Below are 24,974 nucleotides of genomic sequence, written 5' to 3'. Positions count from 1 at the left end.
GCAATGTCTAGGTGCTCATTGCGTTTGGATGTTCCACGCGGCGGCCTCCGGGAGGTCCGTTTTGTTTCTGGCGCCATTGCCTGCGGCCGCTTGTTCCAACGCCCTTCCGAGGCCCTGATTGTCTCTCAACGATTCCTATGCCGTGCCGCTCGACGGACACGCAGCGACTGCTGTGGCGTCCGGCGCAACATTCACCGCTCTGCCGACCGGCAGCCGAACGATCGGCCAGTTGCTCATCGAGCGCGGAACCATGCTGTTCTGGTCGCTGGTCGGTCTTCATGCCGCGATCGCCGTCGCGGCGCCGGCATTCGGCTTCATCACGCTGCCGCGCGACACGCTCGAGGGCTTCATCTGGGGGCGCACCTTCCAGTGGGGCTTTTCCAAACATCCGCCGCTGCAGGCCTGGATTCTAGGGCTGACCGAGTGGCTCGCGCCTTCGGCCATATGGCTTGCCTATCTCTATGCGCAGATCTGCGTCGTCATCACGCTCTGGGCCGTCTGGCGGCTCGGCCGGTCGATCCTGGGGGAACGGCAAGGCCTGATCGCCGCGCTGCTGACCCTGTTCGGCGTGCATTATTATGGCCCGTCCATGGCGACCTTCACGCCCGACACCCTGTCGGCGCCGCTCTGGGCGCTGACCGGCCTGTTCTGGTGGCGCGCCGTGGTCGAGGAGCGCCCACGGGCCTGGTACGGTTTCGCCCTGGCCGTCGCGTTCTCGATCTATGCCAAATATGTCGTGCTGCTGCTCGTCGGCGTGCTCGGCATCTTCACCCTGGCGACGCCGCGCGGCCGTGCGGCCTTGCGGCGGCGCGATCCGTGGCTTGCCGCACTCATCTGTCTGGTGCTGGCGGCGCCCCATCTGAACTGGGTCGTGGACACCAGCTTCTCGACATTCGGCTACGCCTTCTCGCATGGCGAGAAAGCGACATCGATCGTCATCCGGCTCTATTTCTGCCTGGCTTTCCTGGCGGCGCAGATCAGCCAGCACGGCATGTTGATCGTGCTGTTGCTGGTGGCCGTCGGCTTCGGCAGGCTCAGGCCCCGGGCCGAGCTGGTCGTTGACGGCCGCCGGGTGCCGGCTTTCGAGCAGGCGGCGCTGCTGACCATGGCCTTCGCGCCGATCGCCGTGGCGCTGGTGGTGAATTTTGCGGTCGGCGGCGAGTTTCGGCAGGGCAGGGGCACTGCGCTCTTCGCCTTTTCCGGCATCGCCGCCCTGATGCTGATCGGACCGCGCCTGGAACTCGGCCGGTTGCGGCTCGCGGCGGTTCTGGCCCTGCTGGTCATCGTCGTCCTGCCGGTCGGCAACGCCTTCCATCATCATGCCCGCCTCGCCATGGGCGCGGGCGTCGTGCCAACCCTGTATCCGGCCGAATCGCTGGCCGACCAGTTGACCAGCCGCTGGCGCGACGACACCGACCAGCCGCTGCGGATCGTCATCGGAGACCGCTGGCATGCCGGCAATGTCGCCTTCTATTCGCTCGACCGGCCGCTGATCCTGCTCGACGGCGACACACGCCAGGCCCCCTGGGTGACCGAGGAGATGCTGGCGCGCTACGGCGGCATCATCGTCTGGCAGCCCGAGGACCACGAGGCGTTCGCCCGGCTGCGCTTGCGGTTTCCGGCGTTGAGAGCGCAAGGCACCGTCTCGGCGCCGAGCCCGCTGTCATACGGGCCGGTGACCACGCTTGCCTACGCCATCGTTCCCGCGGAACTGCGCTAGCCCGCACGGGATGCGCGGGCGAGGTCGGCAAGACCCGACTGACAGACAGGAAAGGGCGCCATTTGGCGCCCTTTCTGCATGTTGGCCTGATATCAGTCCTCGATCACCTGAATGATGGTGCGGGTCGACGGGTCGACCAGCACCGGCTTGTCGTTGATGATCGTGTAGCGATGGCTGGTCATGCCATATTCGTTCGGCACCTCGTAATAGGTGACACCGGCCTCCGGCAAGACGCCGCCGACCACGATCGGTGACGAATAGGTGAAAGACGGATGCTGCCGCTGAATGACGTATTGGCGGAACCGCGGCTGCTGGTCAGGACTGATCCGTTGCGGCCGGGAGCTGGCAGTCGGCGAACTCTGGGCGTCGCCGGCCTGGGCATTGGCTGCAACCGGCATGAGCAGCGCGCACAGCAGTGGCGCCGACAGCAGAATCGAAGGTTTCATTGGCTCTCTCCTCGTGGCTCGGTCAATGTTCAACCTGTGGATCGCCGGGTCGTTCCGCCGGCACGCTGAAAATCGGCCTGGGCTGAAGCCGGCCGAGAGGGCATGGGCAGGCTGTGGCCCGGGCGGTTCGGCATCGGTTGCACAAGACACCGCGCGGCGGCCGTCGAAATCTTGACAGCCGCCCTTGCCCCGGCTATAGCCCGCCTCCTCCGAATATCGTCGCTTTGGCAGTCGGGATGTCCCGGCCCTTTGCGCTGTCGTTCACAAGGGATCGAACCGATGAAGGTCCGTAACTCGCTCAAGTCGCTGCGCACGCGCCACCGCGACAACCAGATCGTGCGCCGCAAAGGCCGCGTCTACATCATCAACAAGACCCAGAAGCGCTTCAAGGCGCGTCAGGGTTGATCGCGGCCGCGCGCCCTTTCGCGCGCGGATGTGATCGGCTGGAGAGGGCGGCGACGCCCTCTTTTGTTGACCGCCGGCGTTTCATGGCCCAGTTTCGGGACATGACACGCGCGGCGGTTTTTCTATGTCTGGTTCTGATTGCGGTTGCGGCCGGGCCTGCCGGCGCGCAGGTCACCGGCCCGTCCAGCGGTCCGCCGGCGGCGGGCAACCCGGCCATTCCCGCGCTCGAATCGGAACGCGGCCGCAGGCTCGACGAACTGTTCTCGCGCCTCAAGGAAGCACCCGACGCGCGGATCGCCCGGGTCATCGACCGTGAGATCTCGCTGATCCTGGCCCGCTCCGGATCGGATACCGCCGATCTCCTGATGGCGCGCGCGAGCCAGGCCTTCCAGCGGCAGGACCAGGATCTTTCGCTGTCGCTGCTCGATGCGGTGATCGATCTCTACCCCGATTATGTCGAAGGCTGGAGCCGGCGCGCCACCGTCTATTTCGCCCGCAAGGAACTCGGTCGCGCCGTCGCCGATATCGAACAGGTGCTGCGGCGCGAGCCGCGCCATTACGGCGCGCTGGCGGGGCTGGGCATGATTCTCCAGCAGCTCGGCAATGACCGGCAGGCGCTCGAGGTGTTCCGCCGTGCCCTCGAGATCAACCCGCATCTCGAGCGTATTCCGGAGATCGTCCGGCGGCTTCAGCCGAAGGTCGACGGCACCGAACTCTGACGGCGGCGCTTCCTGGCCCGGCCGCCTGCGGGCCTTGCCGCCCCGCATGATCGGCGCATAATGAGCCGGTGGATCCATTTCTGGCATCGTTGGCGCTCGCGCCGGTCCTGACGGCCTGGACGGCGGCACGCACGCGCGCGATCACGCGGGCCTTCCCGCCACGCGGCCGTTTCATCGAAACCCGCGCCGGCCGGCTGCATGTCGTCGATTCCGGCGAGGGCCTGTTGCCGGTGGTGTTCCTGCATGGCGCCAGCGGCAATGTCCGCACCTGGGAGCCGGCGCTCGGGCGTCGGCTCGGGCGGCTCGGCCGGACCATCCTCATCGATCGGCCGGGCCATGGCTTCAGCGAGCGCCGCGCCGGACGGGCGACCGTAGCGCTCGATCATCAGGCTGGTGCGGTGATCGACGTGCTCGATGTGCTCGGCTTGCCGCGGGCGGTGATCGTCGCGCATTCGCTGGCTGGAGCCTTGGCTTGCCGGCTGGCGCTCGACCATGGCGACAGGGTTGCCGGCCTGGTGCTGCTGGCGCCCGTCACCCATCCCTGGCCGGGTGGCGTGCATTGGTATTACCGCGTGGCGGCGACGCCGCTGATCGGCCCGCTCTTCGCCTGGACCCTGGTGTTGCCGCTGGGCGAGCTCTGGATGAAACGCAGCATCCAAGGCGTCTTCATGCCGCAATCGGTCAGCGCCAGCTATTCCGACGAGGCCGCGATTGCCCTGGTGCTGCGGCCGCGCCAGTTCATGGCCAATGCCGAAGACGTCGCCGGGCTGTTCCGGGAGGTGGCGGCGCAGGCGCCGCGCTACGCCGAGATCGCCTGTCCGGTGACGGTGATCTCAGGCAACCAGGACAGCGTGGTCTGGACCCATCTGCACTCCCTTGGCACGGCCCGTGACGTCACCCAGACCCGGCTGGTGCTGCTGGACGGGGTCGGCCACGGTCCGCATCATGCCGCGCCCGACCAGGTGGTCGAAGAGATCGAGCGCATGCTCGCGGCCAGCACGCGCGGCATGCAGCCAGGTGACCAGCCATCGCGGCTGGAACCGGGGCAAACCGGGCGGGCGGCGTCCTAGGAACTCAATCGAGCTTGGCCGCCGGCGCCACCGCGGCATCGGCCTCGCCGCTCGCCCTCAAGCTGCGCTCGACAAAGCCCGAAACCTTCATCTCCTCGAGAAAGGCCCTGAGGTAACGCAAGCCGGCAGGGCGGCCCTTCTGGATCGCCATGGCCTGTTCGATCGCCATGAAACGTCCGTCCATGACGCGCAGGTCCGGACGGGACCGGGCGAAATTGACCAGCGGCTGGCGAACGCCCGCGGCGGCTTCGTAATCGCCGGCAACAAAGATATCGAGATAGGGCGCGGAGGCCGGCTCCTGGACCAGTTGGGCCTGGCGCAGAGTGCGCGTCAGGAACAAGGCAAAGGCGCTGCCGCGGGTGGCCAGCACGCGGTTTCCGGCCCGGTCGACGTCCTCGACCCGGCGCAGCGGCGAGGTCGCCTTGACCAGATAGGTGCCCTCGATCAGCACATAGGGTGCGGTGAAATCGATCTCGGCGGCGCGCACCGGGTCGACCGCCAGGAAGGCGATGTCCCAGATGCCGGTCCTGGCGGCGTCGGTGACCTGGCCGGCCGCCTCATAGGCGACGAGGTCGACCGGCAAGCCGAGCCGTTCGGCCAGCGCGCGCGCCAGCGCGACCGAGACGCCGCCCGGCGCTCCGGTCGCCGGATCACGCTTGGCCAGCACCGGATTGCCGAAATTGATCGCCGCGCGCAGCCGGCCTGTCGGTGCGAGTTCGGCGGCAACGCCCGGCGGCGGCTCATTGGCCATGGCCGACCATCCCGAAACGGCGGCGAACAGGATCGACACGAGAGTTCTGAGCATGGCACGGCTCCTTGCCAGGACTGGCGCGGCCGGATCGGGCCGCCACGGGCTAGATGTCCGTGTTGTCGCTGTCGCTGCCGACGAAGGCGATGCGCAGCATATTGGTCGCGCCGGGCGTGCCGAGCGGCACGCCGGCCACCACGATGATCCGCTGGCCGGGCTTGGCGAAGCCGTCCTTGAAGGCGAAGCGGCAAGCGCGGCTGACCATGTCGTCGAGGTCGCGGGCATCCTGGGTCACCACGCAATGAACACCCCAGAGCAGCGCCAGGCGACGGCCGGTGGCGATATTGGGGGTCAGCGCGATGATGATCGGCTTCGGCCGCTCGCGCGCCACGCGGATGGCGGTCGACCCCGACGAGGTCCAGCAGACGATGGCCGAGAGGTCGAGCGTCTCGGCGATGTCGCGTGCCGCCAGCGCAATGGCATCGGAGCCGGTCGCCTCGGGCTCGGCGCGCTGGTTCTGGATCACCGCGCGATAGGTCGGGTCGCCTTCGACCTCCTCGGCGATGCGGCTCATCATCGCGACCGCTTCGACCGGATATTGGCCGGCCGCGCTCTCGGCCGACAGCATGATGGCGTCGGCGCCTTCGAATACGGCGGTCGCGACATCGGAGACTTCGGCGCGGGTCGGCACCGGCGCGGTGATCATGCTCTCCAGCATCTGGGTGGCCACCACCACCGGCTTGCCGGTGCGCCGCGCCGAGCGGGTGATCTGTTTCTGGATGCCCGGCACTTTGGCCATCGGCATTTCGACACCGAGATCGCCGCGCGCCACCATCAGGGCGTCGGCGATCTCCATGATCTCGGCGAGGCGGGCGACCGCCTGCGGCTTTTCGATCTTGGCCATCACGGCGGCCCGGCCGCGGGCGATCTTCTTGACCTCGGCGACGTCCTCCGGGCGCTGCACGAAGGACACCGCGATCCAGTCGACGCCGGCATTGAGCGCGGCATCGAGGTCGGAGCGATCCTTGTCGGTGAGCGCCGACACCGGTAGCGTCGTGTCGGGCAGGCTGACACCCTTGCGGTCGGACAGCTTGCCGCCGACGACGACCCGGCAGACGGCCTTGGCCGGCGTGCATTGCTCGGCGACCAGCGTCACCTTGCCGTCGTCGAGGATCAGCCGGTGCCCGGCCTCGAGCGCGGTGAGGATTTCCGGGTGAGGCAGCTGCACGCGCTTACCGTCGCCCGGCTTCTTGTCGGAATCGAGGGTGAACTGCGCGCCGTTGGCCAGCACGACCGGGCCATCCTTGAAGGCCCCGAGGCGCAATTTGGGGCCCTGCAGGTCCGCCAGGATGCCGATCGGGCGCTGGTTCTCGTGCTCGATCGAGCGGATGATCTCGACAAATTCGCGCAGCTTGTCGTGCGGCGTATGGCTCATGTTGACGCGGAACACGTCCGCGCCGGCGGCAAACAGCGCGGCGATGGCATCGCGGGTCGACGAGGCCGGTCCGAGGGTTGCGAGGATCTTGGTCCGGCGCTGGCGTCGCATGCAGGCAATGTCTCCCTTGCGGCCGAGCCTAGACCGATTTCGCCGCGCGAGGCGAGTGCCGCCGCCGTCATTCGCGCTGCTGTTGCATGTCATCAGGTATTGGCGTCCGCATGACACGGCCGCCGAGTGTTCAATGGGGCGCCGGTTCGGGTTTTCCCGGTGCCGCCGCGCGCGCGGCATGACGCGCGGCCAGCATGGTGCAGGCGAACAGCTGGATCCGGTGAAACAGCATCAGTGGCGGGACGATCAAGCCGATGGGCTGGCCGGCAACAAGTCCAATGCCGGCCGGCTGCAAAAGGCCGGAAAGTAAGAGGCCGTGCCTGGATGTCGGTCGCGGTGCCGGCGCCGATGCCGGTCAGGCGTGGCCGGCGTCGCTCGACAGCATGGACGGGTCGATGCCGATCTTGCGCATGGCCCGGTCATATTTGGTCTCGACATCGGCGCCGAAGATCAGGTCCTGGTCGGCCGGGCAATGCAGCCAGCCATTGGCCTGGATCTCGTTTTCGAGCTGGCCGGCGCCCCAACCGGCATAACCGAGCGCCAGGACGGCGTTGGTCGGCCCGTCGCCGGTCGCCATGGCCTTCAGGATGTCGAGCGTGGCGGTCAGGCAGATGCCCTCGTCGATCGGCAAGGTCGAATTCTCGATATAGAAGTCCGAGGTGTGCAGCACGAAGCCCCGGCCGGTCTCGACCGGTCCGCCGCGCAGCACGCGTACCGACGAGGTGCTCGCCGGCAAGGTGATCTTCTGGTCCTCGGGAATGATGTCGAGCTGGACCAGCAGGTCGGGGAAGACGAGGTTGGTCGCGGTCTGGTTGACCACGATGCCCATGGCGCCGTCGGAAGAATGCGCGCAGACATAAATGACACTACGGGCGAACCGCTCATCGCGCATGGTCGGCATCGCGATGAGCATTTGTCCGTCAAGGTAGCCGCGGGAAGCGCCGCGCGGCCTGCGTTTCGTCGGTTGCTGCGCCATGACGGAAAACTACCCCGGAATGCGCCCCATGGCTACGGGGTGCGATCGTAGGACTTGCGCTTCACGGCCTGTTGACGGCTGAGTGTCAGGATCACATCCGGTGATCACCGGATCGTCAGTGGTCACCGCAGGGTCTGCGCACTACATCCCCAGACATGATCGATCGCCGCGCCTTTCTCTCGTCCCTGGCCGCTTTGGCCGCACCAGGCCTGGTCCTGTCCCGTCCGGCATTCGCCGGCCAGGCGGCGTCCGACTGGTCGCGCGACAGCCGCTCGGCGGTGCGCCTGATCGGAGCCGGGTCGGTCGGCGAGGGTGCGGCATTGCGTCACCGTGCCGGCCTTCAGATCACCTTGTCACCCGGCACCAAGACCTATTGGCGCACACCCGGCGATTCGGGCGTGCCGCCCATGTTCGACTGGGCGGCCTCCGACAATGTAGCGAATGTCCAGCTCACCTGGCCGGCGCCGCACCGCTTCGCCGATGGCGGCGGGCAGTCGATCGGCTACAAGATCGACGTGGTGTTTCCGATCGTCGTCACGCCACGCGATCCGGCAAAACCGGTCGAGCTGGTGGCCAAGATCGACTACGCCGTCTGCGACAATATCTGCATCCCGGCCAAGGGCGAGGCGCGCCTCGGGCTTACGGCCGGCCCGGCGCTTGACCCGGCGCTGGCGAGCGAGGTGGCGAAATTTGCCGCTCGGGTGCCCGTGGCTGCGGTCGAGGGCATGACACTGTCGCTCGTCTCTGTCGATACCGGCGGCGCGCATCCGGTGGCGGTTCTTGCGGCACAGGTCGGGCCTGAGGCCGGACGTGTCGATCTCTTCGCCGAAGGGCCGGATGGCCAGTGGTCCTTGCCTTTGCCGGAGATTCTCGACACCACCGGCCCGGTCCGCCGCTTCAAGCTGACGCTGGACGGCGCCCCGCGCGGGGTCAAGCCGCTCGACCATCCCATCACCTTCACGCTGGTCGCCGGCCCGCGGGCTCTGGAGACCAGGCTGCGCCTGGCCTGATCCGGGAACGGCTTCCAAGCCATCCAGGGGTCTGCCGTCCGGTCTTGCCGTCTCGACGTGGCACAGCGGACCGACTATTCCTTTTGGTCGTCCCTTCACGGCTCGCGCCACGCGCGAGCAGTCACCGACGACGAGGAAACCCGATGACCATCCAGATTGGCGACCGCCTGCCCGACGCGACCTTCCGCCTGATGACCTCCGACGGTCCGGGCGCCAGGACCACGGCCGATATTTTCGCGGGCAAGACGGTGATCCTGTTCGCCGTGCCGGGCGCCTTCACGCCGACCTGCCACAAGAACCACATGCCGGGTTTCGTCGCCAATGCCGAGGCGTTCAAGGCCAAGGGCGTCGACGCCATCTACGCCACCTCGACCAATGACGTCTTCGTGCTCGACGCCTGGCAGAAGGCCTCCGGCGCCGTCGACAAGGTCGGCGTGCTCGCCGATGGCAGCGCCGATTTCGCCAAGGCGATCGGCCTCGACAACGACATGTCGGCCTTCGGCATGGGCATGCGCTCCAAGCGCTATGCCATGCTGGTGAAGGACGGGGTGGTGGTTCAGCTCAATATCGAGGACGCGCCGGGCAAAGCTGACGTGTCCGGAGCCGAGGCCCTGCTCAAGCAGCTTTGATCGGCAGCCGACAGGCCTTGCTGCCCGGTCAGAGCACGATCGCGCCGACCAGGGCGAAAGGCAGGCTCTCGTTCGAGACATAGCCCGGTATGCGGTGGGTAACACGATCGATCAGGCGGTTCGCGAAGCGGGCCGCCTTTTTCGTGACCTTGAGCGGCAGGCTGATTGCGATCGGCAGGCTGTCGCGGCAGATCGCGTGTTTCCTGACATAATGTGGTACGTGCCAGGTGGCCCATGTGCCGGCCCGGAACAGGGCGGCATCGCCTGGCCGAAGCGTGCGTTGCGGGGTGTCGTCGCCCCCGACGATGACCTCGCCTTCGATGATGTGGACGATCTCGTCACCGCCGAAATACCAGCGGAACCGGCCGGCCGTGCAGTCCCAGACCATGGCGGCAGTGGTGCCGTCGCTGCTGTCGGACCATTGGCGGCAGCGCGCGACCGGATGGCCCTCGAGGATCCATTCCGGGCGGATCGGCGCGGGATCGAGTTCGATCTGGCTGAGGCTGGCGGCTTTGAATGAGGTATTCGGCATTGTCCCTGCCCTTCTGTCTCATGCCGGGACATTGACGCCCCGCACCGGACGACTTGGCAAAAGACCTGCCGAAGACAGCTCCTGGTTGTCTCACCACGGCGATGCGATCGCCTCGGGCCGCCCGGTCGAGGTTGGGATGAAGGCCGCAACGTATTGTTTTGTCGTCTCTTTCCCGCTGTCGTCGCGCGGGTAACCATATCCGCGCATTCTGTGCGCGGCAGCCATTGGCGCTCAGCCGGCGCCGTTGCGCTGCTTGAACGGCGCCATGCCGCTGCGGGCCAGTTCGTCGGCCCGCTCGTTCTCGTCGTGGCCGGCATGGCCCTTGACCCAGTGCCAGGTGACGTCATGGCGGTCGCGTGCCTGGTCGAGCCGCTGCCAGAGATCGGCGTTCTTGACCGGCTTCTTGTCGGCGGTGCGCCAGCCATTGCGCTTCCATGAGTGGATCCACGTCATGATGCCGTTCTTCACATATTGGCTGTCGGTATGCAGATCGATCGCCGACGTGCGGTTGATCGCCTCCAGCGCGGAGATCGCCGCCATCAGCTCCATGCGGTTGTTGGTGGTCTCCGGCTCGCCGCCGGAGAGTTCCTTGACCTTGTCGCCATAACGCAGGATGGCGCCCCAGCCGCCTGGGCCGGGATTGCCCGAGCAGGCGCCGTCAGTGAAGATTTCGACGCGGTTGGTCATGACAGGCCATATTCCGTGGCTGAGCCGACGCGCTGGTGAAAGCGCAGTTTCGACAGATATTCGAGCGGGTTCTTGGGGGTGACCACGGCGCCCGGCGGCACGTTCAGCCAGTCGACCAGCCGGGTCAGCAGGAAGCGCAGCGCCGAGCCGCGGGCCAGGAGCGGCAGCGCCTGGCGTTCAGCCTCGCTCAAGGGGCGCAATTGCTGGTAGGCCGCGAGCATGGCCGTGCCCTTGGCGAAATCGAATTCGTCGTCGGGCGAAAAGCACCAGGCATTCAGGCAGATCGCCAGGTCATAGGCCAGGATGTCGTTGCAGGCGAAGTAGAAGTCGATCAGCCCGGACAGCCGGTCGTTCAGGAAGAACACGTTGTCGTTGAACAGGTCGGCATGGATCACCCCGGCCGGCAGTTCGCGCGGCCAGGACTGTTCGCAATGGCCGAGCTCGCCGGCGATGGTCGCCGCGAGCCCCGGCGCCACCGTGTCAGCGCGATCGCGGGCGCGCTCGTAGAGCGGCCGCCAGCCCTGCACGGAGAGAGCATTGGCCCGATGGATCGGAAAGCCCTGGCCGGTCAGGTGCAGCTCGGCCAGCGCCCGGCCGACGGCGGCGCAATGGCTGACCTGCGGCCGACGGATCCACACGCCCTCGAGGAAGGTGACGATGGCGGCCGGGCGGCCGGCCAGCTCGCCGAGCGCGTTGCCGTCCTTCATCTTGACCGGTTGGGGGCAGGTCAGGCCACGTCCGGCCAGATGTTCCATCAGGCCAATGAAGAACGGCAGGTCGCCCGGGTCGACCCGCTTTTCATAAAGCGTCAGGATGTAGCTGGCCTTGGTCGTGTGCAGCAGGAAATTCGAGTTCTCGACGCCTTCGGCAATGCCCTTGAACGACAAAAGCGAGCCGATGTCGTAGCGCGCGAGATGGGCCGACAGATCCTCGGCGGTGACATCGGTATAGACGGCCATAGTGGGAAAACCTTCAGGCTGCGGCGTCGGGCCGGAGCTGGCGGGGCAGGGGGAAGAAGACGCTTTCGTCGGCCGTCGAGACCGTCTCGACCAGCACGGAGTAGCGCGTGGCGAAGGCCTCGATGATCTCCTCGACCAGCACTTCCGGCGCCGAGGCGCCGGCCGTGATGCCGAGCGAGACGATATCGCCGAAGCGGTCCCAGTCGATGTCGGCGGCGCGCTGGACCAGTTCCGAGATGCGGCAGCCCTCGCGCTCGGCGACCTCGCGCAGGCGCTGCGAGTTCGATGAATTGGGCGCGCCGACCACGATCATGGCTTCGACCAGCGGCGCGACCCGCTTGACCGCTTCCTGCCGGTTGGTGGTGGCGTAGCAGATGTCTTCCTTGTGCGGGCCGACAATCGCCGGGAACCGGCCATTGAGGAAATCGACGATCTCGCGGGTGTCGTCGACCGACAGCGTCGTCTGGGTGACATAGGCGAGCGCCCGCTCATCCTTCGGCACGAAGGCCTTGGCCTGGGCGAGCGTCTCGACCAGGGTCACCGCGCCCGGCGGCAACTGGCCCATGGTGCCGACCACCTCGGGGTGACCGGCATGGCCGACCAGCACCACCTCGCGGCCGCGCCGGAAATGGATCTCGGCCTCACGATGCACCTTGGTGACCAGCGGGCAGGTGGCGTCGATCGCCAGGAAATTGCGCTTCTCGGCTTCCGCCGGCACCGATTTGGCCACGCCATGGGCCGAGAAGATCACCGGCGCGTCGGTCTCGGGGATCTCCGAGAGTTCCTCGACGAAAACCGCGCCCTTGGCCTTCAGGCCGTCGACGACGAAGCGGTTGTGGACGATCTCGTGACGGACATAGACCGGCGGACCATAGATCCTCAGCGCCTGCTCGACCGCGTCGATGGCGCGCACCACGCCGGCGCAGAAGCCGCGCGGCGAGCAGAGCAGGATTTTCAGCGGCGGCAGTTTCAGCGGCAACTCGGCCACGCGAAAGTCTCCGGGTGAGGCGGCTTCGGTTTCGGGGGGATCGGCGGGCCTGTCAAGGGATGAGGGCCTATGTCGTGAGCTTCGGCCGCGCCTTGCGGTCGACCTTGACGCGACGGAAGACCGCGACGATTTCCTCGCGCGAGCAGATTTTCGCTCCCGCCGCGATCGCCTTCTTGCGCTCGAAGCCGGTCAGATCGTAATGCGGCGCGCCGGTCTTGGGCGGCCCCTGATAGGACAGCCGGTGAACCCCGATCGAGGCGGCGAAGCGATGCAGTTCGCCGACGTCGTCGGCCAGCAGGTGACACCATTTCAGGCCCTGCCAATGCCAGATCGGATCGTCGACATAGACTGACATCAGCCGCTCGCGAACAGGATCAGGTTGCCGTCGGGATCGCGCACCACGAAGTCGCGCGTGTCCCAGGGCTGGGTCGTCAAAGGTTGGTGGAGGCCGGCGCCGCGGGCCCGGCATTCGGCGTAGAGGGCCTCGACATCGCTGACCACGACATAGGCCGACAGGAGGTGGTCGGTTTCCCGGATATTGCCGGTGAAGGGCATGGCGTCGACATGGCGCAAGTTGAGGCAGATGCCGTCACGCGTCACCTGGCCGTAGAAGGGCGGATCGCCGTGCAGGAAGCCAATGGAAAAGCCGAGCTGCTGCGTGAAGAAGGTGCATGAACGGGTCATGTCGGTGGTGAAGAGCTGCGGATGGGCGGCGGTCAGCCTGGCTGCGACCGCTTCTGGCTCGACATCGTCCGGCATGGCCCGACCTCCTTGTCCTGCGAACCCCGGCTCTCGATGCGTCGGTCAGGCGGCCTTCAGTCCGGCTGATCCGAGCGCGGCATCCTGCCGCTGCGCCACCCGTTCGAGGCTGAAATTGTCGATCTCTTCGTTGTACAGACGGTAGAAATTGAGCTCGGCCTTGAGATGCAGGAAGACGCCGCCGAGGCCGATCGCGGCGCGGTCCATCAGCACGAATTCCTGCGGGATAGTCACCGGGCCGCGTTCCTTCAGCGCCTTGTGCACCTGGAAAGCCTCGCGCCGGCCATAGTCGCCGGGCGCCACGCCGTCGGCGATCGAGCGGACGCGGTCATCGAGCAGCGGGCCGTAAATGAACCGGGCCCAGAGATTCAGCACCTCGATCAGATCCTTGCGCAGGTTCTTGAACCCCCAGGTCTCATAGGCATGGACGACACGTGCTTCGTCGCCGGTCTCCAGCCCCTTGTAGAGATCGATCACCGCCCCGATGAAGCGGGCCGGGAAGATGCGCACGCAGCCATAGTCCAAGAGGTTGATGCCGCCGGGCTCGCCGTCATGGTCGAACACGGTGTAATTGCCGAGATGGGGATCGCCATGGATCACGCCGATCGCGGCGAAGGGGTGCCACCAGGCGCGGAACATGGCGGTGGCGAGCCGGTTGCGGATGGCGAGCGGCGCCTCGACATGGCTCAGCATCTTGGTGCCGTGGAGCCATGATAGCGTCAGGAGCCGGCCGGTGGAGAGTTCCGGCCTGACCTCGGGCACACGCACCAGCGGCTCGTCCTTCAGCACCTCGGCATAAAGCGCTGCATGCTTGGCCTCGCGGCGGTAGTCGAGCTCCTCGCGGACCCGCGCGCTGATCTCCTTGATGATCTCGCGGGTGTCGATCGCCGGATCCATCCGCCGTTGCAGGGCAAACAGGATTTCGAGCTGGGCGATGTCGGCTTCCACCGCCGACATCATGTCGGGATATTGCAGTTTGCAGGCGAGAAGCATGCCGTCATGGGCGGTGGCGCGATGCACCTGGCCGAGCGAGGCGGCGGCTGCCGGGATCTTGTCGAAGCTGGCGAAGCGCTTTTCCCAGTCGGCGCCGAGCTCGGCCATCATGCGCCGCTTGACGAAGGCCGGTCCCATTGGCGGGGCCTCCGACTGCAGCTTCTGCAACTCCTTGGCATATTCCGGCGGCAGCACCTCCGGGATGGTCGCGAGCAATTGCGCGACCTTCATGATCGGGCCCTTGAGGCCGCCGAGCGCGCGCGTCAGGTCGGCGGCGTTCTTGTCGCGGTCGAGCCCGGTGCCGAACAGGCGGGCGGCGGCGATCGAGACGGCGGCACCCGACACGTTGACCCCGACGCGGGCATAACGGGATAACCGGCCGGTCAGGCGATTGGCTTCATCGTCGCGTTCGGTCATGCGGGCTCCCGCTTCAGGTCTTGGGCTCAGAGATAGTGCGCGCCCTTGATGGCCGCGAGGGGGCGCGACCGCGGCGCGCTCACGCCGGCCAGTTGTCGCGAATCCAGCGGGCCAGACCGGCTTCGGAAACCTCGCCGGCGGCGAGGGCCAGGATGATGGCGGCGAATTCGGCTTCCGGTACGTCGAAAACGATGCCGTTCAGGTCGAGAAAAACAACGAGCGCAAGCAGGGCCGCGCGCTTGTTGCCGTCAACGAAAGGGTGATTTCGCGCGATGCCGAAGGCATAGGCCGCGGCGAGCTCGGCCAAATCAGGGGCCTCATACGTCCATTTATTGCGGGGCCGGTCGAGGGCCGATTCCAAACTTCCGGCGTCGCGCAGGCCGGGCGGTCCGCCGAACTCGCGCAACTGCCGATCGTGCATTGCAATGACCAGCTCGGGTGTGAGCCAGACCGGCTCGCTCGAACCCTCCTCGCTCACGCCCTCCTCGCTCACGCCCTCCTCGCTCACACCCTCCTCGCTCACTTGGCGAGTTCGGCAAGCGCGTTGCGATATTTCTTGATCGCTCGTTCGGCGCTCGCCATGCCCTTAGCAAAATTGGGATCGCGTGGCGTCAGATGCAGTGAGCCGTCCGGCATCTCTGCCACATAGAGCTTGTCACCATCGGCAAGTTTGGCGCGCGCCAGCAATTCCTTCGGCAGGATGAGGCCGACCGAATTGCCGATCTTGCGGACCTGCAGGACAAAGCCTTCGATCTCGACTTTGCGGGGTGTCTCATTCATCGGCCATCTCCAGGATGTTATACGGAATGTATAACGCCCATTGCCGAGTTTCAAGGAAAGCGTCGAGAAATCAACCCTCTCCCAGAGGGCTAGCGGATGCACACATCTCTCAAAGGGACCCGAATTCGCCGCCCTTCAAGGCTTCGCACGAGAACCACGGATAGCGCGTGCGCCGCCCTTTTCGTCATGGCCGGCCTTGTGCCGGCCATCCACGCATGGCCTTGACCGTGGGAGACGTGGATGGCCGTGACAAGCACGGCCATGACGAAGCGAGCAACGGCGCGCCAAGACACGGATTGTCGAGATGTGCGAATCCGGTAACGCACGCGGGAGAGGCTTGATTTGGCTATGCTTTTCGCCTCGCCGACCGGCCGCTCAATCCTTCGTCGTGTCGATGATATAGGCCCATTGGCGGGTCAGCACCTTCATCGCCGACCACTTGTTGTCGAGATAGAAGCCGGTCGTCGCGGCGGTCACCAGCGGATTGGTCCGGTGCTCCCGGCCGAAGGTGATGTCGGAGAGCGGATAGGTCGCGCTCCGGCGCCCGATGGTCCAGAGCGTCTCGACCTTGACCTCGCTTGCCGAGGTGAACAGGGCGGTGACATAGAGCCTCAGATAAAACTCCATGCCGAGCGCGCAGGCGGCGACGATCGGCGTCAGGATCAGCGCGGCCACATGGTTGTTGGTCGGGTCGTTGCCGTCGCGGGTCGACCAGGCGAGCCAGGCAAAGCCGGCCGTCACCGCCCAGAACAGGATCTGCAGGAAGCGGACGCGGCGCCAGCGGGTGTTGCGATAGACCTGTTGCATCAGCGGACCGCCTCCGGTGGCGGCGGGGATTTCAAGAGGACGTTGGTCAGGCGTCCTATCGGCCGGGGTTTGCCTGATGGTGTCGGCAAATCCAGCCGTCTGTTTCGGGATTGGTCACGCGCTGCCCGGGGTCCAGGCAACCTGGTTGGCCTTCAATTGCTCGATCAGCCCGTGGACGTCGCCGAGCACCCAGAGGTCGCGCACCTTGTCACCCTCGAACGTGAAGAACGGCGCGCCCTGCCAGGCGACATGTTTGCCGGTCGGCGCGAAGCCGAACAGCTCGCCTTTGTGGAAGCCGTGGAACCGCAGGCGGCCGGCCACCCGGTTGTCCTGCTCGACCAGTTCGAGAATGTCGCTGGTATAGCTGCCGAGCGCTCCGGTGACGTAGTCGACATAACCGGCGAACTGGTCATGGCCCGTCAGCACCGGGCCGAGCGAGCCGCGGAAGGTGAAGTCCTCGTGGAAGATGGTCGGGATCAGGCTCTTGTCGGCATGGTCCCACATCGCCTTGTAGAACAGGGTGACGATTTCGGTCTGGTGCGACATCAGCTCTCCATGGCCTCCAGTTCGCCGATCATCCGCTCGATGACGCTGAGCCCGCCTTGCCAGAAGGCCGGATCACGGGCGTCGAGGCCGAACGGCGCCAAGACCTCGGAATGGTGCTTGGTGCCACCGGCGGCCAGCATGGCGAGGTAACGCTCGGAAAAGCCCTTGTCGGCGGTCTCGTAGACCGCATAGAGCGAATTCACCAGGCAATCGCCGAAGGCATAGGCATAGACATAGAAGGGCGAATGAATGAAATGCGGGATATAGGCCCAGAAGGTCTCATATCCCGGCTTCAGCACGATCGCCGGCCCGAGGCTCTCGGCCTGGACGCTCATCCAGGCCTCGCAGATCGCCTCGGTGGTCAGTTCGCCGTCGCGGCGGGCGATGTGGATCTTGCGCTCGTAGGAATAGAAGGCGATCTGGCGCACCACGGTGTTGATCATGTCCTCGACCTTGGAGGCGAGCAGCGCCTTCTTCTGGACGCGGTCGGTGGTCGCCTCGAGGATCGCCTTGAAGGTCAGCATCTCGCCGAATACGGACGCCGTTTCGGCAAGCGTCAAAGGTGTCGGCGCCATCAGCGCGCCATTGGGCGCAGCCAGCACCTGGTGCACGCCGTGGCCGAGCTCGTGGGCGAGCGTCATCACGTCGCGTGGCTTGCCCTGGTAGTTGAGCAGGACGAAGGGATGCGCCGACGGCACGGTCGGATGGGCGAAGGCGCCCGGCGCCTTGCCGGGGCGCACCGGCGCGTCGATCCAGCTTTCGTCGAAGAAACGTTTGGCGATGTCGGCCATTTTGGGCGAGAAGCCGGCATAGGCCGACAGCACGGTGTCGCGCGCCTCGCTCCAGGCAATGGTGCGGCTCTCGACCTTCGGCAGCGGCGCGTTGCGGTCCCAATGGTTCAGCGTGTCGCGTCCGAACCAGCGCGCCTTCAGCTTGTAATAGCGGTGCGACAGCTTCGGATAGGCCGACCGCACCGCCGTGACCAGCGCATCGACCACCTCGCGCTCGACCCGGTTGCCGAGATGGCGCGAGTCCGCGACGTCCTCGAAGCCGCGCCAGCGGTCGGCGATCTCCTTGTCCTTGGCCAGCGTGTTGGTGATCAGCGTGAAGGTGCGCAGGTTGTCCTTGAACGTCGCGGCGAGCGCCTCGGAGGCCGCCTTGCGTTTGGCTTCCGCCGTGTCCTGCAGGAAATTCAGCGTCGGCTCCAGCGTCAGGCTCTGGCCGTCGACGGTGAAGCGCAGGCTGGCGATGGTTTCGTCGAACAGCCGGTTCCAGGCAGCCCGCCCGGTCATGCTCTTTTCGTGGAACAATTGCTCGATGCGGTCCTCGAGCTGGAACGGCTTGTCCTTGCGGATGTCCTCGATCCAGGGGCGGTAGTGGCCGAGCTTCGGTCCGGCCATGGCCCGGTTGAGCAGCGCGTCGTCGATCCGGTTCAGTTCGAGGGTGAAGAACAGCAGATGCGAGGAGATCGCCGTGATCTTCTCCTGGATATCGCCATAAAATTTGGCCCGCGCCGGGTCGGTGGTGTCGCCGGCATAGACCAGGCCTGCGAAGGAGGCGAGCCGGCCGAGCAGGTCTTCGAGCCGTTCATAACGGGCCACCGCCTCGGCGAGCTCGGTTTCCGGGGCGCCGCTCTGCGCGATCGCCTCGAGACGCCCCTTGAACGTGGTCTCGAAGGCCAGCGCCTCCTGCTCGGCGGTTTCCAGGTCGCCGCGGACCGCCGGCGCATCCATCGCCGGGTAGAGCGCGCTCAGGTCCCATTGCGGCAGGGTGCCCAGCGCAGCCTCGGCCTTGGCGCGTGCCGCCGCGCTTTTCGACGCGGCAGCCTGGAACAATGGGCGCATGGGACAAGCTCCGTCGGATCAGACACGGATGTCCCGTATGGTCGGAACTGTCAGCGCGATCAATGCGGCGGTTCGCCCGAGGCCGAGAGAACCGCCGCGGCGTTGCCCTGGGGCAACGCTCGGCGCGGCCGCTCGGCGCGCTGTCAGCCCGCCGCTCTCTGTCGCTCGGCGGCGGCGCCGGCCTCGGTCTTGCGAAAGCGCACCAGCGAATAGACGCCGAGCGGCCCAACGCGCCGGCGCTCGATCACCTGCGCGCCGCCATGATTGTCGGCCCAGGCCTGCAAACGGCCAAACGGGAATTCCGGACGCAGCCCGAAGGTATGGGCGTGCTTGGAGAACCAGCGCTCGATCGCGGCCGCGACGCCGCGTTCGGAATAGAGGTGGTTGACCAGGATGATCTCGGCGCCCGGCTTGGCGACGCGGGTGCATTCGTCGAGCACGCGTTCCGGTTTCTCGACCAGCGTGATGACGAACTGGGCGACCACGCAATCGAAGGTATCGTCGGGAAAGGTCAGGTCATGCGCGTCCATGACCTGCACATCCCTGACATGCGGGAAGGCGCCGCTGGTCATGCGCTCGCGCGCCTTGGCGACCATTGGCCCGGACAGGTCGATGCCGGTGATCTCGGTGGTGGCGTCGTAATCGGAGAACGACAGGCCGGTGCCGACGCCGACCTCCAGGATCTTGCCGCCGACCTGGCGGGCGGCCTGGGCCGCGGCGCGCCGGCCCTGCTCGAACACCGGGCCGCACACCGCGTCATAGATCGGCGCCCAGCGTGCATAGGCTTTCTCCATCGTTTCGCGATCGAGATCTCCTGCCATGGTGCGCTCCTCAAGCTGTTCTGGATCGGGTCGATCCGACGGCGAAGGCCAGGTCGGTGCTTGCGGCCGACTCAAGCGGTGATGATCGGCGCAGCGCTAGCAAGGCCATGCGACAGTCTCGCGACATGCGCCAGCTACCCTGCGCCGGGGCCTCGCGGGCGGCCGCGGGGAAGGTCCTTGTCGCGCAGTGTCACAAAAGCTCTACGGGAATCTGTTTCCTGTGCCCGGCGGCTTGAAGAGCGGGATCGAGGCAATGGCGGAGAAGCGTTACCGGGCGATGTTCATTTCCGACGTGCATCTCGGCGCGCGTGGATCGCAGACCCGGCTGCTGCTCGACTTCCTGCGCTACAACGATGCCGACGTGATCTATCTCGTCGGCGACATCATCGACGGCTGGCAGCTGCGCCGCGGCTGGCACTGGCCGCAATCGCACAATGACGTGGTGCAGAAGCTGCTGCGCAAGGTGCGCAAGGGCTCGCAGATCATCTATCTGCCGGGCAATCACGACGAATTCCTGCGCGACTATTTCGGCACCCATTTCGGTGGCATCGAGGTGATGGACGAGACCATCTACACCTCAGCTGATGGCAAGCGCTTCCTGGTCATCCACGGCGACGCCTTCGACGTGGTGGTGATGCATGCGCGCTGGCTCGCCCATCTCGGCGACTGGGCCTATGACGCCGCGATCTACCTCAACCGATGGTTCAACCTGATCCGCCGCAAGATGGGGCTGACCTATTGGTCGCTGTCGGCCTGGGCCAAGCTGAAGGTCAAGAGGGCGGTCAATTTCATCGGCGCCTTCGAGGAGGCGCTGGCCAGCGAAGCCAGGCGTCAGAAAGTCGACGGCGTGATCTGCGGCCACATCCATCATGCCGCGATCCACGACCAGTTCGGCATCCGCTACATGAATTGCGGCGACTGGGTCGAGAGCTGCTCGGCGCTGGTGGAGACCTATGACGGGCGGTTCGAAATCGTCCGCTGGACCGAGGTTCTGCCCGAGACCGCGCCGGCCGAAGACCACGATGCCGAGCCGGAGCTCGTGCTGCCGCTGCCTGACGGCCGCAAGGTTGCCGCCTGATGCGGCTGGCGATCGCAACCGACGCCTGGTCGCCTCAGATCAACGGCGTGGTGCGCTCGCTCCAGGAGACCGCCGCTGCGCTGCCGGGTTTCGGCGTCGCCGCCCATTTCGTCACGGCCGAGGGCTTGCCGAGCCTGCCGCTGCCGACCTATCCGGACATCCGCCTGGCGATCATGGCGGGTCCGGCGATCGCCCGGCGCCTCGACGAGATCCGCCCCGATGCCGTGCATATCGCCACCGAGGGCACGATCGGCCATGCGGTCCGGCGCTGGTGCCTGACGCGCCAGCTGCCGTTCACCACCAGCTACCACACCCGCTATCCCGATTATGTCCGGGCGCGGGCGCCGATCCCGGAGGCCTGGACCTATGCCTGGCTGCGCCATTTCCACGGGCCCGCGCGGCGCACCATGGTGCCGACCGAGACCATGCGGCAGGAACTGTCGCGCTGGGGTTTCGCCAACCTGTCGCTCTGGGCGCGCGGGGTCGACACGCAATTGTTCCGGCCGCGTCCGGCGGTGACGCTGGACTATCCGCGGCCGATCATGCTCAGCGTCGGGCGGCTGGCGGTCGAGAAGAACATCGAGGCCTTCCTGGCGCTCGACCTGCCCGGCACCAAGCTGGTGGTCGGCGACGGGCCGCAGCGCGCCGAGCTCGAACGGCGCTTTCCGGACGCGGTCTTTCTCGGCTCCCGGACCGGCGAGGCGCTGGCCCAGATCTATGCCGGCGCCGACGTCTTCGTCTTCACCAGCCGCACCGACACCTATGGCAATGTCATGCAGGAGGCGCTGGCGAGCGGCCTGCCGGTCGCGGCCTTCCCGGTTCCCGGGCCGATCGACGTGGTCGGCGACCCCGTGATTGCCTGTCTCGACGAAGACCTGGCCAAGGCCATCAGGACCGCGCTGACGCTCGACCCGGGACGTTGCCGCGCGGCAGCCGAAGCAAGGTCGTGGTCGGCAGCCGCGCGGCAATTCGCCGAGGCGCTCTGCCCGTTCGGTGCGATCCGATCCCGCGCGGCATGATCCTGCAACATTGCGGCGGTTACTGAGCGTTAACTCGACCTTAATGGCGGGTCTTCACCCTTTCCCGAATCGAGACATCGCATCCGGAAGGCCGTGCCGTCCCATGACCACCATCCTCATTTGCGACGACGATCCCGTTCAGCGCCGCCTGGTCGAGGCCATGGTGCGCAAGTTCGGTTATGACGTCCGGATCACCGAGAACGGCGAACAGGCCATGCGCCTGCTGGCCGAGGATGGCGACGCCATCGATCTCCTGCTGCTCGACCTGGTCATGCCCGAACGCGACGGCATGGGTGTGCTCGCCGCCATGCGCGAGGAGGGCATCGCCAAACCGGTCATCGTTCAGACCAGCCAGGGCGGCATCGATACGGTGGTCAACGCCATGCGGGCAGGCGCCACCGATTTCGTGGTCAAGCCGGTCGGCGCCGAGCGGCTGTCGGTGTCGATCAAGAACGCGCTCAAGACCGAGGCGCTGGTCGCCGAGGTGCAGCGGCTGAAGCGCAAGACCGAAGGCACGCTCGGCTTCAAGGATATCGTCACCCGGTCGGCACGCATGGGGCCGGTGCTGCGCATGGCGGAAAAGGCCGCGGGCTCGATGATCCCGGTCATGATCGAGGGCGAGAGCGGCGTCGGCAAGGAGCTGCTGGCGCGGGCCATTGCCGGCTCGGGCGAGCGCCGGGCCAAGCCGTTTGTCGCGGTCAATTGCGGGGCGATCCCGCAGAACCTGGTCGAATCAATCCTGTTCGGCCACGAGAAGGGCGCCTTCACCGGCGCCACCGACAAACATACCGGCAAGTTCGTCGAGGCCCATGGCGGGACGCTGTTTCTCGACGAGGTCGGCGAACTGCCGCTGGAGACGCAGGTCAAGCTGTTGCGCGCCATCCAGGAAGGCGAGGTCGACCCGGTCGGCGCCAAGCGCAGCGTCAAGGTCGATATCCGGATCATCTCGGCGACCAACCGGGACCTGATCAAGGCGGTGAAGGACGGCCGGTTCCGCGAGGATCTCTATTACCGGCTCTGCGTGTTCCCGATGACGCTGCCGCCGCTGCGCGAGCGCGCCGACGATATTCCAGACCTTGTCCGGCACTTCCTGGCGCGCATCGCGGCGGAAGAGGGCAAGCGCATTCGCGGCATCCAGCCGGCGGTGTTCGGCCTGCTGCAGGCCTATTCCTGGCCGGGCAATGTCCGCCAGCTCGAAAACACCGTGTTCCGCGCCGTCGTGCTGTGTGACAACGACGAGCTGTCGATCGCCGATTTCCCGCAGATCGCGGCGCATGTCGAGGGCTACGAAGTGCTGGTGCCGCTCGCGCCGCCGGCCCCGCCTGTGCCGGAGCCGGCGACCCAGCAGGGCCATGTCGCGACCGCGGCGATGATCGTGCCGGGTGCTTCCATCGGGCTGCTCGACGAGGCCGGCCATGTGCGCTCGATGGAGACCCTGGAAACCGAGGCGCTGAAGTTCGCCATCGAGCATTATCGTGGGCAGATGTCGCAGGTCGCCCGGCGCCTGGGAATCGGCCGCTCCACGCTCTATCGCAAACTGAAGGACCTGGGGATCGAGCAGGGCGAGGCCGAGGCCGAAGGGGTGTGACCGCAAAGCCTCGGGCGCCGGCAAAACAGCTCGCAAACCCGCTCTCCCGCTTGATTTCTGCCGACTCACATGTTCGAAAAGTCATTGCTTGCGGCCCTCGCCGCGGTCCAGGGGATTCACATGCGGCTTCGGTCGACTGTCCTTTTTTGCGCCCTCATGGGCGTGGGCATTTCCGGGCCGTCGCAGGCCGAAACCGCCGAAACTTTCCGGCTCGCCGATTGGGAGGTCGAGGCGTCGATTCCGCGTCCGCCGCTTGATGCCGTCGCGCCGCTGGCCGCGACCGATTTCGGCCTCGCCGCCTTCCCGCCGTCACCGCTGATGGGCGAGCATTCGCAGCCCGATCCGGCGATCGCCGGCGTGCCCCTGGCGGACGACGAGCATCCCGACACGGCGCTGGCGCCGCCGCCGGTCATCCCGCCGCCATCGGCGGCCGAACTCGCAGCCATTCCGGACGACCCGCCGAGCCTGGTCGAGAACGGCCAGCCGGACCCGGCGATCACCGTCCAGCGGGTGGCCCAAGCGCTGCAGAACCTGCTGGCGAAGGCCGGCGGCGAGCGCACGGCGCTGCAGCCGCTCGCCACGTTCTACGCCGAGCGTCGCTACGAGCCGCTGTTCGTCCAGGACGGCGTGCTGTCGGGGCGCGGCCGCGCCGTGCTGACCCGCATCGGCCAGGCCGGCGATGACGGCCTCGACCCCGTGGCGTTCCGGATCGTGCTGCCGGAAGGCGCGCGCAATGCCGAAAGCGTCGCGCGGCTCGAGATCGCGCTGGCACGGGCCGTCAGCCTCTATGCCGCCCAGGCCTCGGCCGGCCGGACCGACCCGGCCAAGCTGTCCGCCTATTTCGACGTCCATCCGCCGCGCATCGAGACCGCCCAGGCGCTCGGCGACCTGGCCAGGTCGAGCGATGCCACCGCCACGGTCGAGGCGTTCAATCCGCCGCATGAAGGCTTTCGCCGGTTGCGCGCCAAGCTGATCGAGATGCGCGGCGAGCGCCGCGAAATGTCGGATTCACCGGGGATCCGGCGCAATGCGCTGCGCGAGCGCGACCTGGTCGCCAATCTCGAGCGCTGGCGTTGGTTGCCGCGCGACCTCGGCCAGGCGCATATCTGGGTCAACAGCCCGACCTATTCGGTCGAGGTGATGCAGAACGGCCGGATCATCCACCAGACCCGGGCGGTCATGGGCCGCGCCGAGACGCAGACGCCGATCTTTTCCGATGCGATGAGCCACATCGTGTTCAACCCCTATTGGCACGTGCCGCATTCGATCGTCCGGCGCAGCATGCTGAGCGGGGCTACGCGCAATGGCGGCTATTTCGCCCGGCGTGGCATCCAGGTGGTCCAGGCCGGCCGGGTGGTCGATGCTTCGACGATCAACTGGGGCGCCGCCAATATCGGCCGTTATGCCTTTCGCCAGCCGCCGGGGGCCGCCAACGCGCTCGGCAAGATGAAGTTCATGTTCCCCAACCGGCACGCGATCTATCTGCACGACACGCCGTCGCGGCAATATTTCGGGCAGAGCTACCGGGCCCTGTCCAACGGCTGCGTGCGCGTTCAGAACCCGGAAGCGCTCGCCGAGGTCCTGCTCAATCTCGGCCTGCCCGGCGAAGCCTGGTCGCATGGCCGGATCCAGGGACTTTATGGCGCAAACGAGCGCACGGTGCGGTTTCGGCAGGCCGTGCCGATCCATCTGGTCTATTTCACGATGACGGTGGATAGCGCGGGTTCACTCGTTGAATACGAGGATATCTATGGGCACAATGCCCGCGTGCGAGCGGTTCTGGCCAGCGCGCGGAGCTGACTCCCGTCAACCGGCGCTGATGGATGACATCATGATCCGGCATGATTTCGCCACAGTCGGTGCTTACCGGTCACGCGTCCGTGAGCC

General features: G+C 66.7%; 28 protein-coding genes. 11 read left to right on the top strand and 17 right to left on the bottom strand.

Annotation, left to right across the window (positions count from 1 at the left end; genetic code table 11):
- Window positions 1–118: 118 nt before the first annotated feature.
- A complete protein-coding gene (locus E8M01_RS04435) occupies window positions 119–1,720 on the top strand; it encodes a glycosyltransferase family 39 protein (protein ID WP_136959006.1) in 1,602 nt (533 codons plus the stop codon).
- A 92-nt stretch (window positions 1,721–1,812) separates the two neighbouring features.
- Here E8M01_RS04435 and E8M01_RS04430 read toward each other — a convergent pair whose 3' ends face one another.
- Complete coding sequence (locus E8M01_RS04430; RefSeq protein WP_136959005.1) at window positions 1,813–2,166, bottom strand: DUF1236 domain-containing protein; 354 nt, start codon at window positions 2,164–2,166, stop codon at window positions 1,813–1,815.
- Between the two features lie 279 nt (window positions 2,167–2,445).
- On the opposite strand from E8M01_RS04430, the gene ykgO reads away from it, so the two are divergent.
- From ykgO to E8M01_RS04415, 3 genes are all read left to right on the top strand, one after another.
- Window positions 2,446–2,571 (top strand): type B 50S ribosomal protein L36, encoded by a 126-nt coding sequence (gene ykgO / locus E8M01_RS04425; protein ID WP_136959004.1) that lies wholly within the window; start codon window positions 2,446–2,448, stop codon window positions 2,569–2,571.
- A gap of 83 nt (window positions 2,572–2,654) precedes the next feature.
- Window positions 2,655–3,290 (top strand): tetratricopeptide repeat protein, encoded by a 636-nt coding sequence (locus E8M01_RS04420; protein WP_246088596.1) that lies wholly within the window; start codon window positions 2,655–2,657, stop codon window positions 3,288–3,290.
- Between the two features lie 68 nt (window positions 3,291–3,358).
- Window positions 3,359–4,360, top strand: a complete 1,002-nt coding sequence (locus E8M01_RS04415) for an alpha/beta fold hydrolase (protein WP_136959003.1) — start codon at window positions 3,359–3,361, stop codon at window positions 4,358–4,360.
- A 4-nt stretch (window positions 4,361–4,364) separates the two neighbouring features.
- Here E8M01_RS04415 and E8M01_RS04410 read toward each other — a convergent pair whose 3' ends face one another.
- Both E8M01_RS04410 and pyk read right to left on the bottom strand, forming a co-directional pair.
- The gene (locus E8M01_RS04410) at window positions 4,365–5,165 is read right to left on the bottom strand and encodes an ABC transporter substrate-binding protein (protein ID WP_136959002.1); all 801 of its coding nucleotides are present in this window, start codon (window positions 5,163–5,165) and stop codon (window positions 4,365–4,367) included.
- Between the two features lie 49 nt (window positions 5,166–5,214).
- A complete protein-coding gene (pyk, locus tag E8M01_RS04405) occupies window positions 5,215–6,654 on the bottom strand; it encodes a pyruvate kinase (RefSeq protein WP_136959001.1) in 1,440 nt (479 codons plus the stop codon).
- 133 nt (window positions 6,655–6,787) lie between these two features.
- On the opposite strand from pyk, the gene E8M01_RS35955 reads away from it, so the two are divergent.
- Entirely contained in the window at window positions 6,788–6,964 is a 177-nt protein-coding gene (locus E8M01_RS35955) for a hypothetical protein (protein ID WP_211596697.1), read from the top strand.
- 45 nt (window positions 6,965–7,009) lie between these two features.
- On the opposite strand, the gene E8M01_RS04395 is transcribed toward E8M01_RS35955, so the two are convergent.
- Window positions 7,010–7,630, bottom strand: a complete 621-nt coding sequence (locus E8M01_RS04395) for a YqgE/AlgH family protein (RefSeq protein WP_136959000.1) — start codon at window positions 7,628–7,630, stop codon at window positions 7,010–7,012.
- 155 nt (window positions 7,631–7,785) lie between these two features.
- Here E8M01_RS04395 and E8M01_RS04390 point away from each other — a divergent pair, with 155 nt between their 5' ends.
- Together E8M01_RS04390 and E8M01_RS04385 are read left to right on the top strand one after the other, a co-directional pair.
- Window positions 7,786–8,640 carry a protein-disulfide reductase DsbD domain-containing protein gene (locus E8M01_RS04390; RefSeq protein ID WP_136958999.1) on the top strand — a complete coding sequence of 285 codons (855 nt, stop codon included), beginning with the start codon at window positions 7,786–7,788 and terminating at the stop codon, window positions 8,638–8,640.
- A 143-nt stretch (window positions 8,641–8,783) separates the two neighbouring features.
- Entirely contained in the window at window positions 8,784–9,269 is a 486-nt protein-coding gene (locus E8M01_RS04385) for a peroxiredoxin (RefSeq protein WP_136958998.1), read from the top strand.
- A 28-nt stretch (window positions 9,270–9,297) separates the two neighbouring features.
- Here E8M01_RS04385 and E8M01_RS04380 read toward each other — a convergent pair whose 3' ends face one another.
- From E8M01_RS04380 to E8M01_RS04320, 13 genes are all read right to left on the bottom strand, one after another.
- Window positions 9,298–9,801, bottom strand: a complete 504-nt coding sequence (locus E8M01_RS04380) for a cupin domain-containing protein (RefSeq protein WP_136958997.1) — start codon at window positions 9,799–9,801, stop codon at window positions 9,298–9,300.
- A gap of 231 nt (window positions 9,802–10,032) precedes the next feature.
- A complete protein-coding gene (gene rnhA, locus E8M01_RS04375; RefSeq protein ID WP_136958996.1) occupies window positions 10,033–10,488 on the bottom strand; it encodes a ribonuclease HI in 456 nt (151 codons plus the stop codon).
- The gene (locus tag E8M01_RS04370) at window positions 10,485–11,447 is read right to left on the bottom strand and encodes a homoserine kinase (protein WP_136958995.1); all 963 of its coding nucleotides are present in this window, start codon (window positions 11,445–11,447) and stop codon (window positions 10,485–10,487) included. Before E8M01_RS04370 ends, rnhA begins: the two co-directional genes overlap by 4 nt.
- 13 nt (window positions 11,448–11,460) lie before the next feature.
- Window positions 11,461–12,426: a 4-hydroxy-3-methylbut-2-enyl diphosphate reductase gene (gene ispH, locus E8M01_RS04365; RefSeq protein ID WP_136964447.1), complete on the bottom strand. Its 966-nt coding sequence runs from the start codon at window positions 12,424–12,426 to the stop codon at window positions 11,461–11,463.
- Window positions 12,427–12,502: 76 nt separating this feature from the next.
- Entirely contained in the window at window positions 12,503–12,790 is a 288-nt protein-coding gene (locus E8M01_RS04360; RefSeq protein WP_136958994.1) for a DUF4031 domain-containing protein, read from the bottom strand.
- Window positions 12,790–13,194 carry a bleomycin resistance protein gene (locus tag E8M01_RS04355; RefSeq protein ID WP_136958993.1) on the bottom strand — a complete coding sequence of 135 codons (405 nt, stop codon included), beginning with the start codon at window positions 13,192–13,194 and terminating at the stop codon, window positions 12,790–12,792. Before E8M01_RS04355 ends, E8M01_RS04360 begins: the two co-directional genes overlap by 1 nt.
- A 45-nt stretch (window positions 13,195–13,239) precedes the next feature.
- Window positions 13,240–14,604, bottom strand: a complete 1,365-nt coding sequence (locus E8M01_RS04350) for an ABC1 kinase family protein (RefSeq protein ID WP_136958992.1) — start codon at window positions 14,602–14,604, stop codon at window positions 13,240–13,242.
- 79 nt (window positions 14,605–14,683) lie between these two features.
- Complete coding sequence (locus E8M01_RS04345) at window positions 14,684–15,097, bottom strand: type II toxin-antitoxin system death-on-curing family toxin (RefSeq protein WP_425467705.1); 414 nt, start codon at window positions 15,095–15,097, stop codon at window positions 14,684–14,686.
- Window positions 15,098–15,123: 26 nt separating this feature from the next.
- Window positions 15,124–15,384, bottom strand: coding sequence for an AbrB/MazE/SpoVT family DNA-binding domain-containing protein (locus E8M01_RS04340; protein WP_136958990.1), 261 nt, complete (start codon window positions 15,382–15,384; stop codon window positions 15,124–15,126).
- A 375-nt stretch (window positions 15,385–15,759) separates the two neighbouring features.
- On the bottom strand, window positions 15,760–16,191 hold the full coding sequence (locus tag E8M01_RS04335) for a hypothetical protein (RefSeq protein ID WP_136958989.1): 432 nt from the start codon (window positions 16,189–16,191) through the stop codon (window positions 15,760–15,762).
- A 114-nt stretch (window positions 16,192–16,305) separates the two neighbouring features.
- The gene (locus tag E8M01_RS04330) at window positions 16,306–16,737 is read right to left on the bottom strand and encodes an ester cyclase (RefSeq protein WP_136958988.1); all 432 of its coding nucleotides are present in this window, start codon (window positions 16,735–16,737) and stop codon (window positions 16,306–16,308) included.
- Entirely contained in the window at window positions 16,737–18,581 is a 1,845-nt protein-coding gene (locus E8M01_RS04325; RefSeq protein WP_136958987.1) for a M3 family oligoendopeptidase, read from the bottom strand. The genes E8M01_RS04330 and E8M01_RS04325 overlap by 1 nt, the downstream gene beginning before the upstream one ends.
- A 143-nt stretch (window positions 18,582–18,724) precedes the next feature.
- On the bottom strand, window positions 18,725–19,402 hold the full coding sequence (locus E8M01_RS04320) for a class I SAM-dependent methyltransferase (RefSeq protein ID WP_136958986.1): 678 nt from the start codon (window positions 19,400–19,402) through the stop codon (window positions 18,725–18,727).
- Window positions 19,403–19,655: 253 nt separating this feature from the next.
- On the opposite strand from E8M01_RS04320, the gene E8M01_RS04315 reads away from it, so the two are divergent.
- The 4 genes from E8M01_RS04315 (at window position 19,656) to E8M01_RS04300 (ending at window position 24,887) form a co-directional block, all read left to right on the top strand.
- Window positions 19,656–20,480, top strand: a complete 825-nt coding sequence (locus E8M01_RS04315) for a UDP-2,3-diacylglucosamine diphosphatase (RefSeq protein WP_246088595.1) — start codon at window positions 19,656–19,658, stop codon at window positions 20,478–20,480.
- On the top strand, window positions 20,480–21,499 hold the full coding sequence (locus E8M01_RS04310) for a glycosyltransferase family 4 protein (protein ID WP_136958985.1): 1,020 nt from the start codon (window positions 20,480–20,482) through the stop codon (window positions 21,497–21,499). The genes E8M01_RS04315 and E8M01_RS04310 overlap by 1 nt, the downstream gene beginning before the upstream one ends.
- Window positions 21,500–21,602: 103 nt before the next feature.
- On the top strand, window positions 21,603–23,087 hold the full coding sequence (locus tag E8M01_RS04305; protein ID WP_136958984.1) for a sigma-54-dependent transcriptional regulator: 1,485 nt from the start codon (window positions 21,603–21,605) through the stop codon (window positions 23,085–23,087).
- Between the two features lie 156 nt (window positions 23,088–23,243).
- Entirely contained in the window at window positions 23,244–24,887 is a 1,644-nt protein-coding gene (locus E8M01_RS04300; RefSeq protein ID WP_170181775.1) for a L,D-transpeptidase family protein, read from the top strand.
- The last annotated feature ends 87 nt before the right edge of the window (window positions 24,888–24,974 follow it).

This window comes from Phreatobacter stygius (genome assembly GCF_005144885.1).
GTDB lineage: Bacteria > Pseudomonadota > Alphaproteobacteria > Rhizobiales > Phreatobacteraceae > Phreatobacter > Phreatobacter stygius.
Note: the sequence above shows the minus strand (reverse complement) of the source record. Positions and strands in the feature narration are given on the sequence as shown.